General features: G+C 67.0%; 16 protein-coding genes. 6 read left to right on the top strand and 10 right to left on the bottom strand.

The features are described from left to right. Positions 1–17 precede the first annotated feature (17 nt). From AC1PQG_RS20560 to rsmA, 4 genes are all read left to right on the top strand, one after another. A complete protein-coding gene (locus AC1PQG_RS20560) occupies positions 18–1,316 on the top strand; it encodes a peptidylprolyl isomerase (protein WP_481119619.1) in 1,299 nt (432 codons plus the stop codon). Between the two features lie 92 nt (positions 1,317–1,408). Beyond that, on the top strand, positions 1,409–2,398 hold the full coding sequence (gene pdxA, locus AC1PQG_RS20555; protein WP_481115755.1) for a 4-hydroxythreonine-4-phosphate dehydrogenase PdxA: 990 nt from the start codon (positions 1,409–1,411) through the stop codon (positions 2,396–2,398). Further along, complete coding sequence (locus tag AC1PQG_RS20550; protein WP_481119618.1) at positions 2,395–3,291, top strand: patatin-like phospholipase family protein; 897 nt, start codon at positions 2,395–2,397, stop codon at positions 3,289–3,291. Before pdxA ends, AC1PQG_RS20550 begins: the two co-directional genes overlap by 4 nt. Continuing rightward, positions 3,288–4,088: a 16S rRNA (adenine(1518)-N(6)/adenine(1519)-N(6))-dimethyltransferase RsmA gene (rsmA, locus tag AC1PQG_RS20545; RefSeq protein WP_481119617.1), complete on the top strand. Its 801-nt coding sequence runs from the start codon at positions 3,288–3,290 to the stop codon at positions 4,086–4,088. Before AC1PQG_RS20550 ends, rsmA begins: the two co-directional genes overlap by 4 nt. Positions 4,089–4,154: 66 nt before the next feature. Here the strand turns inward: rsmA and AC1PQG_RS20540 are convergent, their stop codons facing one another. The 4 genes from AC1PQG_RS20540 to AC1PQG_RS20525 all read right to left on the bottom strand — a co-directional run bounded on the left by AC1PQG_RS20540 (position 4,155) and on the right by AC1PQG_RS20525 (position 7,194). Beyond that, positions 4,155–4,346, bottom strand: a complete 192-nt coding sequence (locus tag AC1PQG_RS20540; RefSeq protein ID WP_481115752.1) for a YgaP family membrane protein — start codon at positions 4,344–4,346, stop codon at positions 4,155–4,157. Between the two features lie 93 nt (positions 4,347–4,439). Next, a complete protein-coding gene (locus AC1PQG_RS20535; protein ID WP_481119616.1) occupies positions 4,440–5,111 on the bottom strand; it encodes a Crp/Fnr family transcriptional regulator in 672 nt (223 codons plus the stop codon). Next, positions 5,108–5,866 carry an exodeoxyribonuclease III gene (xth, locus tag AC1PQG_RS20530; protein ID WP_481119615.1) on the bottom strand — a complete coding sequence of 253 codons (759 nt, stop codon included), beginning with the start codon at positions 5,864–5,866 and terminating at the stop codon, positions 5,108–5,110. The genes AC1PQG_RS20535 and xth overlap by 4 nt, the downstream gene beginning before the upstream one ends. 149 nt (positions 5,867–6,015) lie before the next feature. Continuing rightward, entirely contained in the window at positions 6,016–7,194 is a 1,179-nt protein-coding gene (locus tag AC1PQG_RS20525) for an MFS transporter (RefSeq protein ID WP_481119614.1), read from the bottom strand. A 141-nt stretch (positions 7,195–7,335) separates the two neighbouring features. Here AC1PQG_RS20525 and AC1PQG_RS20520 point away from each other — a divergent pair, with 141 nt between their 5' ends. Next, a complete protein-coding gene (locus tag AC1PQG_RS20520) occupies positions 7,336–8,220 on the top strand; it encodes a LysR family transcriptional regulator (protein WP_481119613.1) in 885 nt (294 codons plus the stop codon). A gap of 32 nt (positions 8,221–8,252) precedes the next feature. On the opposite strand, the gene AC1PQG_RS20515 is transcribed toward AC1PQG_RS20520, so the two are convergent. The 3 genes from AC1PQG_RS20515 to AC1PQG_RS20505 all read right to left on the bottom strand — a co-directional run bounded on the left by AC1PQG_RS20515 (position 8,253) and on the right by AC1PQG_RS20505 (position 11,238). Continuing rightward, positions 8,253–8,618: a NifB/NifX family molybdenum-iron cluster-binding protein gene (locus tag AC1PQG_RS20515; RefSeq protein ID WP_481119612.1), complete on the bottom strand. Its 366-nt coding sequence runs from the start codon at positions 8,616–8,618 to the stop codon at positions 8,253–8,255. A gap of 77 nt (positions 8,619–8,695) precedes the next feature. Continuing rightward, positions 8,696–9,172, bottom strand: coding sequence for a DUF4124 domain-containing protein (locus AC1PQG_RS20510; RefSeq protein ID WP_481119611.1), 477 nt, complete (start codon positions 9,170–9,172; stop codon positions 8,696–8,698). After that, positions 9,169–11,238 (bottom strand): M3 family metallopeptidase, encoded by a 2,070-nt coding sequence (locus AC1PQG_RS20505; RefSeq protein WP_481119610.1) that lies wholly within the window; start codon positions 11,236–11,238, stop codon positions 9,169–9,171. The genes AC1PQG_RS20510 and AC1PQG_RS20505 overlap by 4 nt, the downstream gene beginning before the upstream one ends. Positions 11,239–11,341: 103 nt before the next feature. Here AC1PQG_RS20505 and AC1PQG_RS20500 point away from each other — a divergent pair, with 103 nt between their 5' ends. Then, positions 11,342–12,214, top strand: a complete 873-nt coding sequence (locus AC1PQG_RS20500) for an HDOD domain-containing protein (protein WP_481119609.1) — start codon at positions 11,342–11,344, stop codon at positions 12,212–12,214. Between the two features lie 120 nt (positions 12,215–12,334). Here AC1PQG_RS20500 and AC1PQG_RS20495 read toward each other — a convergent pair whose 3' ends face one another. The 3 genes from AC1PQG_RS20495 to AC1PQG_RS20485 form a co-directional block, all read right to left on the bottom strand. After that, complete coding sequence (locus AC1PQG_RS20495; RefSeq protein WP_481119608.1) at positions 12,335–13,267, bottom strand: phosphoribosylaminoimidazolesuccinocarboxamide synthase; 933 nt, start codon at positions 13,265–13,267, stop codon at positions 12,335–12,337. A 155-nt stretch (positions 13,268–13,422) separates the two neighbouring features. Further along, the gene (locus tag AC1PQG_RS20490) at positions 13,423–14,724 is read right to left on the bottom strand and encodes a DUF3422 family protein (protein WP_481119607.1); all 1,302 of its coding nucleotides are present in this window, start codon (positions 14,722–14,724) and stop codon (positions 13,423–13,425) included. 133 nt (positions 14,725–14,857) lie between these two features. Next, a complete protein-coding gene (locus AC1PQG_RS20485; protein WP_481119606.1) occupies positions 14,858–15,226 on the bottom strand; it encodes a hypothetical protein in 369 nt (122 codons plus the stop codon). Positions 15,227–15,243 lie beyond the last annotated feature (17 nt).

Below are 15,243 nucleotides of genomic sequence, written 5' to 3'. Positions count from 1 at the left end.
CAGATCGTCCCGCCCCCATGAAACTGATCGTCTCCCTGCTTGCCGCCTATCTGGTCACCCAGTCCGCCTTCGCCGCCAACGGGCCGGTCGAAGTGGACCGCATCGTGGCTGTTGTGAATAGCGAAGTCATCACCCAGTCCGACCTGCGCCAGCGGGTCGAGCAGGTCACCCGCCAGTTGTCCCGCCAGGGCACCCCGCTGCCGCCCAATGACGTGCTCGAAAAGCAGGTTCTGGAGCGCCAGATCATGGAGCGGCTGCAGATCCAGCTGGCCAACGAAACCTCCCTGCGGGTCGACGATGTGACCCTCGATCGGGCCATCGGCCGCATCGCCGACAACAACAAGCTGTCGATGACTGACTTCCGCAAGGCCCTCGAGAAGGACGGCCTTTCCTGGGACCGTTTCCGTGAGGAGATCCGCAACGAGATCCTGATCAGCCGCGTGCGTGAGCGCGAGGTGGAAAGCCGCATCGTGATCTCCGATGCCGAGGTGAACAACTTCCTGGCCCACCCGGAGAACGTACTCGGCCAGCAGGAATTCAATCTGTCCCACATCCTGATCCGTACGCCGGAAGGCGCCACGCCGGAGCAGCTGGCCCGTGTCCGCGCCCGCGCCGAAGACGTGGCGGCCCGCGTCGCCCGTGGTGAGCCCTTCGACAAGCTGGCCGCCAGCTTCTCCGATGCGCCGGATGCCCTGTCCGGCGGCAATCTGGGTTGGCGCAGTGCGGAGCGTCTGCCCAGTCTCTTCGCCGAGGCCGTGGCCAGTCTGAAGCCCGGCGACACGACCCCGATCCTGCGCAGCTCGGCCGGTTTCCACATCGTGCGCTTGCTCGATCGGCGTGGCGGCAACGAATCCGCGGCGCCGACCAAGGTGCAGCAGACCCACGCCCGCCACATCCTCATCAAGACCAGCGAAGTGGTGTCCGACGCGGAAGCCCGTCGCCGTCTGGCCGAACTGCGCGAGCGGGTGGTGCAGGGCGGTGCCAGCTTCGCCGAGCTGGCCAAGGTTCATTCCGCCGACCTGTCGGCGTCCAAGGGCGGTGACCTGGGCTGGATCTATCCGGGCGACACTGTGCCGGAGTTCGAGCAGGCCATGGACGCCCTCAAGCCGGGCGAGCTCAGTCAGCCCATCCAGTCGCCCTTCGGCTGGCACCTGATCCAGGTGGAGGAGCGCCGCATGCAGGACGTCTCCGAAGACCGCAAGCGTGCCGCCGCCCGCAACGCCCTGCGCGAACGCAAGATGGACGAGGCCTACCAGGACTGGCTGCGCCAGCTGCGCGACCGCGCTTACGTGGAATACCGCACGGAAGACAAATAAACCGGGAGCGCGCTTGTCGGATGACGGTCCGACGCGCGTATAGTTTTCTCTCCAGCCCCCTTGTGGGGCTTTTCCCATTTTTCTCTCCTCAGATGTCCTCTCAGCTTCCCGTCCTTGCCATCACCAGCGGCGAGCCCGCCGGGATCGGCCCCGATCTGTGCGCTGCGCTGCCGCGTCGCGAATGGCCCGCCCGCCTCGTCGTGCTGGGCGACCGTGACATGATCGCGGCACGCATCCATGCGGTCGAACCCTCCCTTGACATCATCGACTACCGCCCGGACGGCGCCTCCCGCGAGGGTGCGCTGGAAGTCCTGAATGTGCCGCTGGCTATGCCAGCGGCTCCTGGCCGACTCGATGCGATCAATGCTCGCTACGTGCTGGCGGTGCTCGACCGAGCCATCGACGGCTGCAAGTCCGGCGAGTTCGCCGGCATGGTTACCGCGCCGGTGCACAAGGGCATCATCTGCGAAGCCGGCGTGCCTTTCTCGGGGCACACGGAATATCTCGCCGAAGCCACCGCCACGCCGCTGGTGGTGATGATGCTGGTCGGCGGCGGCCTGCGGGTGGCGTTGGCAACGACACACCTGCCGCTGAAGGACGTGCCGGCGGCGATCACCCGTCCGCTGCTCACCGACACCCTGCGCATCCTGCACAAGGATCTGCGCGAGCGCTTCGGCCTGGCGTCGCCGCGCATCCTGGTGGCCGGCCTCAATCCCCATGCGGGGGAGGGCGGCCATATGGGCACCGAGGAGATCGAGGTCATCACGCCGGTGCTGGACGCCCTGCGTGCCGAAGGCATGCAGCTCGTCGGCCCGCTGCCGGCTGACACCCTGTTCGTACCGCATACGCTGGAGCAGGGCGACGCGGTGCTCGCCATGTATCACGACCAGGGCCTGCCGGTGCTCAAGCACGCCAGCTTCGGCGGTGGCGTCAACGTGACCCTCGGCCTGCCGATCATCCGCACCTCCGTCGATCATGGCACCGCGCTGGACTTGGCCGGCACCGGCCGCGCCGAGCCGGGCAGCCTGTTCGCCGCCGTCGAACTGGCCATCCAGATGGCCAAGGGACGGAGCCAGGCATGAACATCCGTCGACGTTTGTTGCTTGGCGCCGCCTCCGCGCTGGGCCTGGCTGCCTGCGGCGGCCTGCCGCAGAAGTCCGCCGAGGTGCCCGCCCGTCCGCTGGCGGCCCGCAAGCCGAAAATCGCGCTGGCCCTGGGGGGCGGCGCGGCGCGCGGCTTCGCGCACATCGGGGTGATCAAGGCCCTGGAAACCAATGGTATCGTGCCGGACTTCGTGGTCGGCACCAGCGCCGGCTCGGTGGTCGGCGCACTCTACGCGGCCGGCCACGGCCCGTTCGAACTGCAGCGCCTGGCGATCCAGCTCGACGAGTCGGCGATCACCGACTGGAGCCTGTTCGACCGCGGGGTGATCAAGGGCGAGGCCCTCGAGCGCTTCATCAACACCAACGTCGGCAACAAGCCCATCGAAGGGCTCAAGCGGCGCTTCGCGGCGGTGGCCACCGACCTGCAGAGCGGCGAGCCGATCATTTTCCAGCGCGGCAACACCGGTACCGCGGTGCGCGCGTCGGCGTCCATCCCTGGCGTCTTCCCGCCGGTGCTGGTGAGTGGCCGTGAGTACGTGGATGGCGGCCTGGTGGCGCCGATCCCGGTGCGCGAGGCGCGCAGCCTCGGCGCAGACCTTATCATCGCGGTGGACATCTCGGGCCGCCAGAGCGGCAAGAAGAACCAGGGCACCGCGGACGTCCTGCTCGACACCATCTCCATCATGGGCGGCGCCCTCGGCAAGGTCGAACTGGCCGGCGCCGACGTGATCATCCGCCCGGAACTGCGCGGCGTGCCGGCCACCAACTTCCAGCAGCGCCACGAGGCGATTCTCGCCGGCGAGCAGGCCGGCTTCTCGGCGGTGGCCCGCATCAAGGACGCGCTGGCCGCGTGGGAAAGGAAAAACGGATGAGCGAACAACATCAGGCGCGAAAGCGCTTCGGCCAGAACTTCCTGTCCGACCCCAACATCATCCGCAAGATCATCGAGGCGATCCGCCCGGTGGAAGGCGATCGCATGGTCGAGATCGGCCCCGGCCTCGGCGCGATGACCGAGCCGCTGATGGACCGCCTCGGCCACCTGCACGTGGTGGAAATCGACCGCGACCTGATCGCCCGCCTGAAGACGACCCACCCGCCTGAGCGCCTGACGATCCACGAGGGCGATGCTCTCAAGTTCGATTTCGGCAGCCTGGTGGCCGATGGGGCCCCGCTGCGGGTGGTTGGCAACCTGCCCTACAACATCTCCACGCCGATCCTGTTCCACCTGGCCGAGTTTGCCGACAAGGTGAAGGACATGACCTTCATGCTGCAGAAGGAAGTGGTGATGCGCATGGTCGGCGAGCCGGGTACCGAGGAATACGGGCGACTGTCGGTGATGTTGCAGTACCGCTTCAACATGGGCCGCGTGTTCGACGTACCGCCCGGCGCCTTCCGCCCGGCACCGAAGGTGATGTCGAGCATCGTGCGCATGGTGCCGCGGCCGGCGGCGGAATGCACGGCTGCCGACTACGCGCTGCTCGGCAAGATCGTCACCGCCGCCTTCGGCCAGCGTCGCAAGACCCTGCGCAACACGCTGCGCGATTACCTTGCCGAGGACGACTACGCGGCGCTCGGCATCGATCCCGGCCTGCGTGGCGAGAAGCTCGGCGTCGATGAGTTCGTGCGCATCGCCAACCACGTGGCGGCGCGTGGCGGGGCTGCCGCTTGAGCGCGGAAGGATAGGTATGAAAAAACCCGGCGGAGAGCCGGGTTTTTTCATAGTGCGTCGTGCGGATCAGTCCTTCTTCATCGGACAGGTGTTGATGCCGATCAGCGTGTAGGCGGGGCAGAAACCGATCAGCCCGGTGGCGATAGGCATCAGGCCGATCCACGCCCATACCGGGCCGCCGAGCGCCGCCCATGCCACCAGCGCGGCGCCGCCGCCGACGCGCACGATCCTGTCGAGATTGCCTTCGTTTCGTTTCATGATGGCCTCCTTGGCCGCTCCATTCAGGTGTTCGTATTTCACCAGCATTTCGCGACAGGCGTCTGTAACCTTGGTTACACAGCCTGCCGGCCGTCAGTTCGAGGCGACGCGGCGTAGGCCGGCGGGGTTCAGGATGTCCACCTGTTCGCGGGACAGGGCGACGAGCCCTTGTTCGGCAAAACCCTTCAGCAGGCGGCTGACGATCTCCCGCACGCTGCCCAGTTCGTCGGCGAGCTGTTGGTGGGTGACATGCAGGCGTTGCCCCTTGCCGAGCAGCAGTGCGGCGAGGCGCTGGTCGAGCTTGCGGAAGGCGACTTCCTCAATCAGCTGCATCAGGTCGGCAATGCGCTCGGAGAACAGTTGGAAGATGAAGTCGCGGAATGCCGCTTCGCCGAGCAGGGCCTGGAAATCGGCATTCGGCAGGAGCAGCAGGCGCGTCTCCGTCTCGGCGATGCCGCGGGCGTTGTAGGGGGCGTGGCCGAGCAGGCAGGCCGACGAGATGATGCAGGTCTCGCCTGGTGTGACCCGGTACAGCGGCAGTTCCCGCCCGTTGGGGGCGGCCTTGACGACCCGCAGGCTGCCCGACAACACGAAGGGGAAGCCTTGGCAGGCCTGCAACTCGTCGAAGACGACGGCCCCGGCCGGCACGCTGACGACCTGGGCGTGCTGTTGCAGGCGCAAGCTGGCGGCGGCCGGCAGTGCCGTCAGCACTGGGTAAAGGGTGTTCAACGGGGCGTTCAGCGCGCCGTCGGCGTTGTCCGTCATGCCAGTTCGACGACCACCGGCGCGTGGTCGGACGGGCGCTCCAGCTTGCGCGGGGTTTTATCGACAGCGCAGGCGGTGCATCTTTCGACCAGCGGCTGGGACACCAGCAGGTGGTCGATGCGCAGACCGACGTTGCGGCGGAAGGCCATCATCCGGTAGTCCCACCAGGAAAAGCTCTTCTCCGGCTGCTCGAAGAGGCGGAAGGCGTCGGTGAGGCCGATGTCCAGCAGGGCCTTGAAGGCGTTCCGTTCCGGCACCGACACGTGGATCTCGTCCTTCCAGTCCGGGTGGGCGTCGCGGTCTTCCGGGGCGATGTTGTAGTCGCCGCCGAGGACTAGTTGCGGGGTGGCCTGCAGCTCGGTCTTCAGCCAGGCGGTCAGTGCTTCCAGCCAGGCCAGCTTGTAGACGAACTTGTCGGAGCCGACTGCCTGGCCGTTGGGAAAGTAGCCACACACGATGCGGACCCCGTCCAGGGTGCCGGCGATGATGCGTTTCTGTTCGTCGGCGAAACCTGGGATGTCCAGCGTGACGTTCTCCAGCGGCTTGCGCGTCAGGATGGCCACGCCGTTGTAGGTCTTCTGGCCGTTGAAGACGGCCTGGTAGCCGGCCGCTTCTATCTCGGCCAGCGGGAAGGCCTTGTTCTCGCACTTGAGCTCCTGCAGACACAGGGCATCGGGCTGATTGGCGGCCAGCCAGTCGACGACGTGGGGCAGGCGGACCTTGAGGGAGTTAACGTTCCAGGTGGCGATCTTCATGGGGGCTTGAAATCCAGTATTGGCGCGGTTTTCGTGCGTAGGATGCGCTTTTGGCTGCACACCTGGCGACTTACCGCTGATGGGTTTGCCGTGATTGTGCCAGTGACAGGGGTCTTAGCGCTTGCCGATCCATGCCGCGAGGGCGGAGATCACGTGTCTGGACTGTGCAGGCCGAGCCAGGCCACGATGCCGGCTGCGCTGAGGACGACGCCGACCATGACGACGCCGGACCAGCCGGCGATGCCGTAGGCCTGGGCCGAGGCGAGCGAGCCGAGCGCGCCGCCGATGAAGTAGCTGGTCATGTAGGCGGCGGTGAGGCGATTGCGCGCATCCGGACGGATCCGGTAGATCGCGCCCTGATTGCTCACATGGACGCCCTGGACTGCCCAGTCGAGCAGCAGGACGCCGATCAGCAGGCTCGTCAGGCCGTGCTCGGCGGCCAGGCCTAGCGGCACCCAGGACAGCAGCAGTATGCCGAGCGCCAGCAGGGTTGCGATTTCCCCGCGCCCCGAGTCGGCTAGGCGACCGGCGAGCGGGGCAGCGAGGGCGCCGGCTGCTCCGGCAAGGCCGAAGAGACCGATGGTGGCCGGGGCATAGCCGAAGGGCGGTGCGCTCAGGAAGAAGGCCATCGAGGTCCACAGCACGCTGAAGTTGGCAAAGGACAGGGCGCCTAGCACGGCCCGGCGGCGCAACACCGCTTCCTCGCGGAAGAGCTGGAGCACCGACAGCAGCAGGCGCGGATAGGGGAGATCCACGCTGTCGCCGCCACCGGGCAGGCGCCGGGCCAGCACGATTGCGATCGTGAGCATGGCCAGGGCGCCGGCGAAATAGACAGTGCGCCAGTCGCCGAGGCCTGTCAGCAGCCCGGCGATCGTGCGGGCGAGCAGGATGCCCAGCAGCAGGCCGCTCATCACCGTGCCGACGATCTTGCCGCGCTGGGCGGGCTCCGCCAGCGCGGCGGCGAGGGGAACCAGAATCTGCGCGACGACAGAACACAGGCCGGCAATGGCGGTGCCGACGAGCAGCATGGTGAGTCCGGGGGCCAGGCCGCTGATCAGCAGGCCGCCGGCCGCCAGCAGGCTCATGGCGACGACCAGGCGGCGGCGGTCCACGAGGTCGCCCAGCGGCACGATCAACAGCAGGCCCAGGGCATAGCCGAGCTGGGCGGTCGTGACGATGGTGCCAGCCGTGCCGCTGTCCAGGTGCAGGTCGTCGGCGATGGCGGGCAGCAGGGGCTGCGCGTAGTAGTTGCAGGCCACGGCCAGCCCGGTGGCGGCGGCCATGAGGCGCACCAGGCCGGGCGTCAGGGTTTGGGTGTGTGGGGGCATTGGGGGGCTCTCCGGCAGGGTGTCCGGGGTGTCTGCCCCGGATCGATTGGAATCAATGTTCGGAGGGCAGTATCGGCAAGGCGGATTGATCATTCCAATGTATTGTTGGCATTGGTTTGATCGTAAAAGGAGATTATCGGAATGAACCTGCGGCAGATCGATTTCGTGCTGGCCCTGGCCGAGGAGGGCAATTTCACGCGGGCCGCGGCGCGTTGCCATACCGTCCAGTCGGCCTTCAGCCACCAGGTGGCCCGTCTTGAGGAGGAGTTCGGCTCCCGGCTGTTCGAACGCTCGTCACGGCGGGTTGCCCTGACGGCGGCCGGCCGGACTTTCGTCGCCCATGCCCGCCAGGTGCAGGAGGCGACACGCCGCCTGCGGGACGAGATGGCTGCCGCGACGGGCGAGATCCGCGGCACGCTGACCGTCGGGACAATCTCGACCCTCACCGTGGCCAACCTGCCGGCCTTGCTGGCCGAATTCCATCGCCGCCATCCCCGTGTCGATATCCGTCTCCACATCGGCATGAGCGATGTGCTGCTCGATGAACTGCGCGGTCAGCAGACCGATGCGGCCTTCATCGGGGTGTGGCCCGGTGAGCCGGTGGCGGGGGTGTCGGCGCGCCTCCTCAGCGAGGAGTGCCTGGTCGCGATCCTGCATCCGGACCATCCGCTGGCCGGGCGAAGTAGCCTGAGCCTGGGCGAACTGGCTGGGCAGACGCTGGTGGACTACCAGGCCGGCACCGGGCCGCGGCAGCAGACCGATGCGGCGTTCCGGGCGGCCGGCATCGAGCGGCGCGTGGCTTTCGAGGTCAATCATGCGGAGCTGCTCGAGCAGATCGTGCGGCAGGGCCTGGCCATCGGCCTGGTGCCCGAACAGTCGGCGCTGGGGTACGCGGGGCTGCTCAGGGCCCGCATCGAGGAGGCGCCGCAGCGCAAGGTTTACTTCGCCTGGAGCCGCAACCCCACGCCGGCTGCGGCGGCATTCCAGGCATTGGTACTGGAGGGCGACGCAGCGCAGGGAAACTGAAGCGTGCTGCGGTCGGGCCTGATTGCTGTCGATCAGGCTCCGCTGCGGGCCGTGTACCAGGCCCGCAGGGACTCCTCGGTGGCGCCGTAGGCGAACGCGTCGGAGGCGTCGATACCGGCGTCCTGCAGGCGCTTCTTCGGGCCGTCGCCGACCTTGGCGACGAGCAGGCCGGCGCAGTCTGAGAGGGCGCGGATGATCACCTCGCGCTTGTCCTCGTCGCCGAAGCCGCCCTGGCAATAGTGTTCGACAATGCGCTTTTCGACGAAGCGGATGCCATCTTTGTCGACTTCGTACACATGAAAGTCGTCGGCGTGGCCGAAGTGCAGGTCCACTTGGCCATGGCCCTTGGTGGCGACGGCGATCTTGAGAGTAGCGGATTGGGCGGGAGTGTCGGTCATGGATGCCTCGCTGGATGTCGGTGAGGGCCCCACGGCGGCGGGGCCGTTACCGGGAAATCAAGCGAGGTCCATGCCAGTCAGGGTTTGCCGGACGGATAGCCGGCCCGATCGAGGGCCGCTTTCCAGGCGGCCTCGGCAAAGCCGGCTTCAAGTTCGCGGCCGACCGCCATGCTCGGCACGAAAGGCTCTTTCCCGAAACGACTCTTGAAGGCCTCAAGCTCGGTTTCTGTCTGTAGCAGGGTTTCCGAAAAGGGCACGCCGCGTTTGTTGAGGAGTGCCCGTGCGTTGTCGCAGGCCTTGTCGCAGTCCTTGCCCACATAGAGGGTCACCGGAAAATCGGCGGCGGCCTTGCGCGTGGCGTAGGGGAGCTGGGGACCGGTTGCAGCACGGTTGGCCTGCAGCTTGCGCTCGTCGAACTGCTTGACCGACTGGGGCGGCGGCTGGTCGCTGTACTGCACGCGCCCCTTGTCGTCCACCCAACGGTAGGCGTTCTGGGCCGCAGCCGGCAGTACGGCGGCCAGCAGCAACAGGCCGAACAGCCGCCGCGCCGTCATGCCGGCACCATGCCGCTGTGGCGCAGCAGGGCGTCTACCTGCGGTTCGCGGCCGCGGAAGGCCTTGAAGGAGTCGAGCGCCGGGCGGCTGCCGCCGACGGCGAGGATCTCGTTCCAGAAGCGTTCGCCGGTCTGGGCGTCGAGCACGCTGCCCTTCGGGCGACCTTCTTCCTCGAAGGCGGCGAAGGCATCCGCCGACAGCACTTCGGCCCACTTGTAGCTGTAGTAACCCGCCGCGTAGCCGCCGGCAAAGATGTGGCTGAAGCTGTTGGGGAAGCGGTGCCAGGCTGGCGGCACCAGCACGGCGACTTCCTTGCGGACCTCGGCGAGCAGGTCCAGTATGTCCCGCTGGGCCGGGTCGAAGTTCATGTGGATCTGCAGGTCGAACAGGGAGAACTCCAGCTGGCGCACGGTCTGCATGCCGCTCTGGAAGTTCTTGGCGGCGAGCATCTTGTCGAACAGCTCCTTCGGCAGCGGGGCGCCGGTTTCGCTGTGGGCGGTCATCTCGCGGACCACGTCCCATTCCCAGCAGAAGTTTTCCATGAACTGGCTGGGCAGCTCGACGGCATCCCACTCGACACCGTGGATACCGGACACAGCCAGGTCGTCCACCTTGGTCAGCAGGTGGTGCAGGCCGTGGCCGCTCTCGTGGAACAGGGTGATCACGTCGTCGTGGCTGAAGGTGGCCGGCTTGCCGCCGACAGGGCCGGGGAAGTTGCACACCAGGTAGGCTACCGGCGTCTCGATGCCGCTGGCGAGACGCCGGCGGGTGATCGCCGAGTCCATCCAGGCGCCGCCCTTCTTGGTGTCGCGGGCGTAGAGGTCGAGATAGAACTGGCCGACCAGCTGGCCGTCGCGCTCGATGCGGAAGAAGCGCACGTCCGGGTGCCACACCGGGCCGGTGTCCGGCTTGATATCGACGCGGTAGAGCTTCTGGACTACGCCGAACAGGCCGTCGAGCACCTTGGGTTCGGGCAGATATTCCTTCACCTCCTGCTCGGAGAACGCGTACTGGGCGACACGCAGCTTCTCGGAGGCATAGCCCACGTCCCACGGTTCGAGCGGGTCGAGGCCCAGCTGGTCCTTGGCGAAGGCCTTCAGTTCGGCCAGGTCGCGTTCGGCGAAGGGTTTGGCCTTGGCGGCCAGTTCGCGCAGGAAGCCGAGGACCTGCTCCGGCGTGTCGGCCATCTTGGGCACCAGCGATACTTCGGCGTAGTTCCTGTAGCCCAGCAGCGCGGCCTCTTCGGCGCGCAGGGTGAGGATCTGCTTGATCAGCGGGCCGTTGTTCCACTCGGCCTTGCTGTAGCCGTTGTCGATCTCGGCGGCACGGGTGGCGTAGGCACGGTAGAGGGTTTCGCGCAGGGCCCGGTTGTCGGCATACTGCATGACCGGCAGATAGGACGGCATCTTGAGGCCGAACTTCCAGCCCGTTGCGCCGGTCTTCTCAGCAGCTTCCCGGGCAGCGGCGATGACGTCGTCGGGCAGGCCGGCCAGGTCGGCCTCGTCGGTGACGATGTGGGCGAAGGCGTTGGTGGCGTCAAGCAGGTTTTCGGAGAACTTGGCGCCGAGGCCGGCGAGTTCTTCCTGGATGGCCTGGAAGCGGGGTTTCTGCTCGTCCGGCAGTTCGGCGCCGGACAGGCGGAAGCCGCGCAGCTCGTTGTCGATGATGCGCTGGCGGGCCGGATTCAGCGTCGCGAACTCGGGGCCGTTCTTGATGGCCTTATACTTCTGGAAGAGCTTGAGGTTTTGCCCCAGTTCGGCATAAAAGCGGGTGACCTCCGGCAGCATCACGTTGTAGGCTTCGCGCCATTCGGGTGTGTCCATGACGCTGTGCATGTGCGCGGCAATGCCCCAGGCACGGCCGAGGCGTTCGCCTTCGTTCTCGATGGGTTCGACGAAGTTGGCCCAAGTGGGCGCGGCGGGGTCGTCCTGAAGGCGTTCGACGGTGGCGCGCAGGGCGTCCAGCAGACTCCGGACGGCAGGCTCCACGTGGGCCGGCTCGATCGCATCGAAGCGGGGCAGACCGGAGAGTTCGAGCAGGGGCGAGGTGGTTGGCATGTTGGTCATGTTCTTCGGGTGATCGGTTGAGTGGTTTTATTGTGCCGAATTCTGCGCGGAGTGTCGCCCTTGGCGACGGGCGTGGAGCGGCCGGTTTGAAGGGGAACGAGCTGTGAGCGACAAGGCATTGAATCTGGCGGAGCAGGCTTTCCTGCATACCGTCACCAAGGAGCTGGAGGAGGGGGAGCTGCGCTTCCCGACCTCCATGGAGGTCACGATGCGGGTGCTCGAGGCCCTCGACGTGCCCGACATGGAGGTGTCGAAGATCTCCGCGATGGTGTCGGCCGAGCCTTTGCTGGCGGCGCGTACCGTGGCCCTGGCCAATTCCGTTTGGTACAACCCGGGCGGGCGCCTGGTGACCGATGTCCCGAAGGCGCTGGTGCGTATCGGCTTCGGCAAGCTGCGGGCGCTGGCGATGGCGGTGGCGGCCGAGCAATTGCTGCACCGGGAACTGCTTGGGCCGTACCAGCCGCTGATCCGCAAGCTGTGGGCGCACAGTGTGGACGTGGCGGCGACGGCCTGCGTGCTGGCGCGGCGGTGCACCCGGCTCGATCCGGATGCGGCCTTCTTTGCCGGCATGGTGCATGACATCGGCCAGTTCTTCCTGCTGGCGCGGGTGTGGGAATACCCGGAGATGCTCAGCGACGAAAGCCCGCTGTCGGATCTGGTGCGGATCTGGCACGCGCCGGTCGGGCGGGCCGTACTGGCGGCGATGAACATGCCGCGGGAACTGGTGGATGCTGTCGACAATCCCGAGCTTTATGGCGGCTCCTGGCCTCCGGGTACGATTCCGGACCTGATCTTCATTGCCAATCTGGTCGCCGAGACGCGCAATCCCTTCACGCCGGATACGGAAACCGAAAATCTGCGCCATGGTCTGGCCAAGGCCGCCACGCTGGGCCTGGACGAGGCCAAGCTGGCAGAGGTGCTGGAGGAGTCGGCGGAAGAGCGCAAGGCGCTGATCGACATCTTCCACGTCGGCTGACGGGGCCGTAAACGACCCAACCCGCCGTAGCGGGTTGGATGCGGGCAAATGGCTTTGGCCCGTGTGCTCGTTTCAGCCGTGGCCACGGGGCAAAGTCATCGCCCATGGGCGCTGGCCGGCTTACAGCGTGTTGCCGGTCAGCTTCTCGTAGGCTTCCACGTACTTGGCTGCGGTGCGGGCAACGACTTCGTCCGGCAGCTTGGGCCCCGGGGCGACCTTGCCCCAGTCGAGGGTTTCCAGGTAGTCGCGCACGTACTGCTTGTCGTAGCTCGGCGGGCTGATGCCTTCGGCGTAGCTGTCGGCGGGCCAGAAGCGCGAGGAGTCGGGCGTCAGGGCTTCGTCGATGAGGTGCAGCGTGCCGGCGGCGTCGATACCGAACTCGAACTTGGTGTCGGCGATGATGATGCCGCGGGTGGCGGCATAGTCGGCGGCCTCGGTGTACAGGCGGATCGCCGCGTCGCGGGCTTCGGCCACCAGCTGGGCGCCGGTCTTGCCGGTGCCCTTGAGGGCGTCGGCGAGCAGCGCGTCGGTGCGGGCCTGGGCCTGTTCGAAGCTGATGTTCTCGTCGTGGTCACCCACGTCGGCCTTGCTGGCCGGAGTGAAGATCGGGAACGGCAGCTTTTCGGCCTGCTTGAGGCCGGCGGGCAGTTCGATGCCGCAGATGGCGCCGGTGTCCTGGTAGTCCTTCCAGCCGGAACCGATCACATAGCCGCGCACCACCGCCTCGATGGGCAGCGGGGTGAGGCGCTTGACGACCAGCGCGCGGCCGCGCACCTGCTCGGCTTCGTCGGCGGCGACGATGCTGGCCGGGTCGATGCCGGTGAGCTGGTTGGGGACGATGTGGCCGAGCCGGGCGAACCAGAAGTTGGCCATGGCGGTGAGCACTTCGCCCTTGCGGGGAATGGGATCCGGCAGGATCACGTCGAAGGCCGACAGACGGTCGGAGGTGACGATGAGCAGCTTGTCGGCGTCGATGGCGTAGATGTCGCGCACCTTGCCGCGGCCCAGCAGGGGCAGGCTGCGGATGGAGGATTCGAAGAGCGGAGTGGTCACGGTCTGTCAGGTCCGTTGGACAAAAAGCGATTATACCGGCGCAGCCGAAGGTGAGTAACGCTCACGTTCCGTGGTGCGGATCAGCCAGTGCGTCTGTGGGGGCGAATGAACTCGCCCCCACAGACGCAGGGCCCACAGACCCTCCCATGGCGCCCTTAAGAGTGACCCTCGGCAGCGGCCAGGTGCTTGCGCATGCGGTGGGTGCCGATTGCGACCAGTGCAGCGATGACCGGAATCGCCACTGCGGTGATGCCTTCCGGCGTCAGCGGCTCGATGTAGTGCTTCACGCCCTTGGCCAGGTATTGCACCAGCTGCGAGGCGTAGTAGGTGATGGCCACCACCGACAGGCCTTCGACGGTTTCCTGCAGATGCAGCTGGAGCTTGGCGCGGCGGTTCATCTGGGCCAGCAGTTCCTGGTTCTGGCGTTCCAGCTCGACCTCGACGCGGGTGCGCAGCAGCTGGCTGTTGCGGGCCACACGGCTGGACAGATCCTCCTGGCGGCGGGCCATCGTCACGCAGGTGTTCATTGCCGGCAGCAGGCGACGCTCCATGAATTCGTGGAAAGTCGGCAGGCCGCTGATGCGCTGTTCGCGCAGTTCGGCGATGCGTTGCATGACCAGGCTGTGGTAGGCCCGTGCGGCACCGAAGCGGAAGGTGGTGCGGGCCACCGAATGCTCGATTTCCGCGGCCATGGTGGTCAGGTCGGCCAGTACGCTGCGCTCGTCCTCCGGGTTGCGCGCCGAGCCGGTACGGTCCATCAGGTCGGCGAGGCGCTGCTCGGCGCCGCCGATCATGCGGCCGACGTCCTTGGCTACCGGGAAGGCCAGCAGGGCCATCAAGCGGTACGTCTCGATCTCGACCAGGCGCTGCACGGTGCGGCCGGCCTGGCGGCGGGTCAGGGACACGTCGATGATCAGGAAGCGCGAGAAGCCTTCCTCGAACAAGAAGTCGGTGAATACCCAGGCGGCGCCGTCGGCCACCTTGGCGCCGACCATCTGGTTGCCGGTCGGCGACAGCTTGGCCATCACGCTCTCGGGGGTGATCTCGGTGACGCTGCGCAGTTCCACGTGGGTGGCGACGATCAGCTTGCCGGGAAGGCTGCGCAGCCAGGCTTCCGGCACCACGGCCAGCGCCGAGGTGGGGTGCTCCAGCCCTTCGCCATGGGCGACCGAACGGAAGAAGGTGTAGCTGGAGAACTCGTTGTGCAGTTCCCACTTGAGCTGAAAACTGCCGAAATCGATCAGGCTATGGCGGCCGTCGCTGTCGATCGGGCGTTCGAGGAGCTTGCCGAGGGCGAGCAGATGCTGCAACGCATCGTCAGGGCTGACGTCCCCGTGGTGCATCGCCACGTAGCTGATCAGCTGCGGGCTTTCCAGCGGCACCGGCGGTCGGGCGTGGAATTCGTCGTTGAGGGCCTGGCGCTGGTCGTGCTCGATGAAATAGTCGGGCAGGGTCATGGTGGCGGCTCTGCGGCGCTGTCGGCCGGGCTGGGTCGGGCCGTCATCTTGCCGTTACGGCAGGGGCGCTGGCAAGGGCGGCTGCATATGCGGCGTGGCGCGGATCACGCCGGATGTTGCGGCGCAGCAACGATCAGCGGAAAAGGCTGGCGACGAACGCTACGACGAGAAGCAGCAGGCCACCGCCGAGAATCTGCACACGGCGGCGCAGGGCTTCGGCGGCGCGCACGAGTTCGGCGTTCTGGGCGGCGAGGGCAGCGAGCAGTTCGGCGCTGTCGTGCTGGCGGGCTTCGACCTCGGCGAGGCGCGAGTCGATGGCGCTGAAACGGGCATCGGGATCGGCAGCTGCGGCATCCGGCGCAACGGGTGTCGTCGTGCTTTCTTCGTGGCGCTTGCCGACCTTTTGCCACAGCTTGCGGGCGCCCTTGGCGACGGTTGGGGCATGGGCGATCACGTCGGACCAGGGAATTGCGCTGAACAGGGCGGACCAGGGGGCGGCCATCGGGGGCTCCTTCGGAA

Source organism: Zoogloea sp. GDB6, from assembly GCF_056724105.1.
This window is presented reverse-complemented; position numbering and strand designations above follow the sequence as displayed.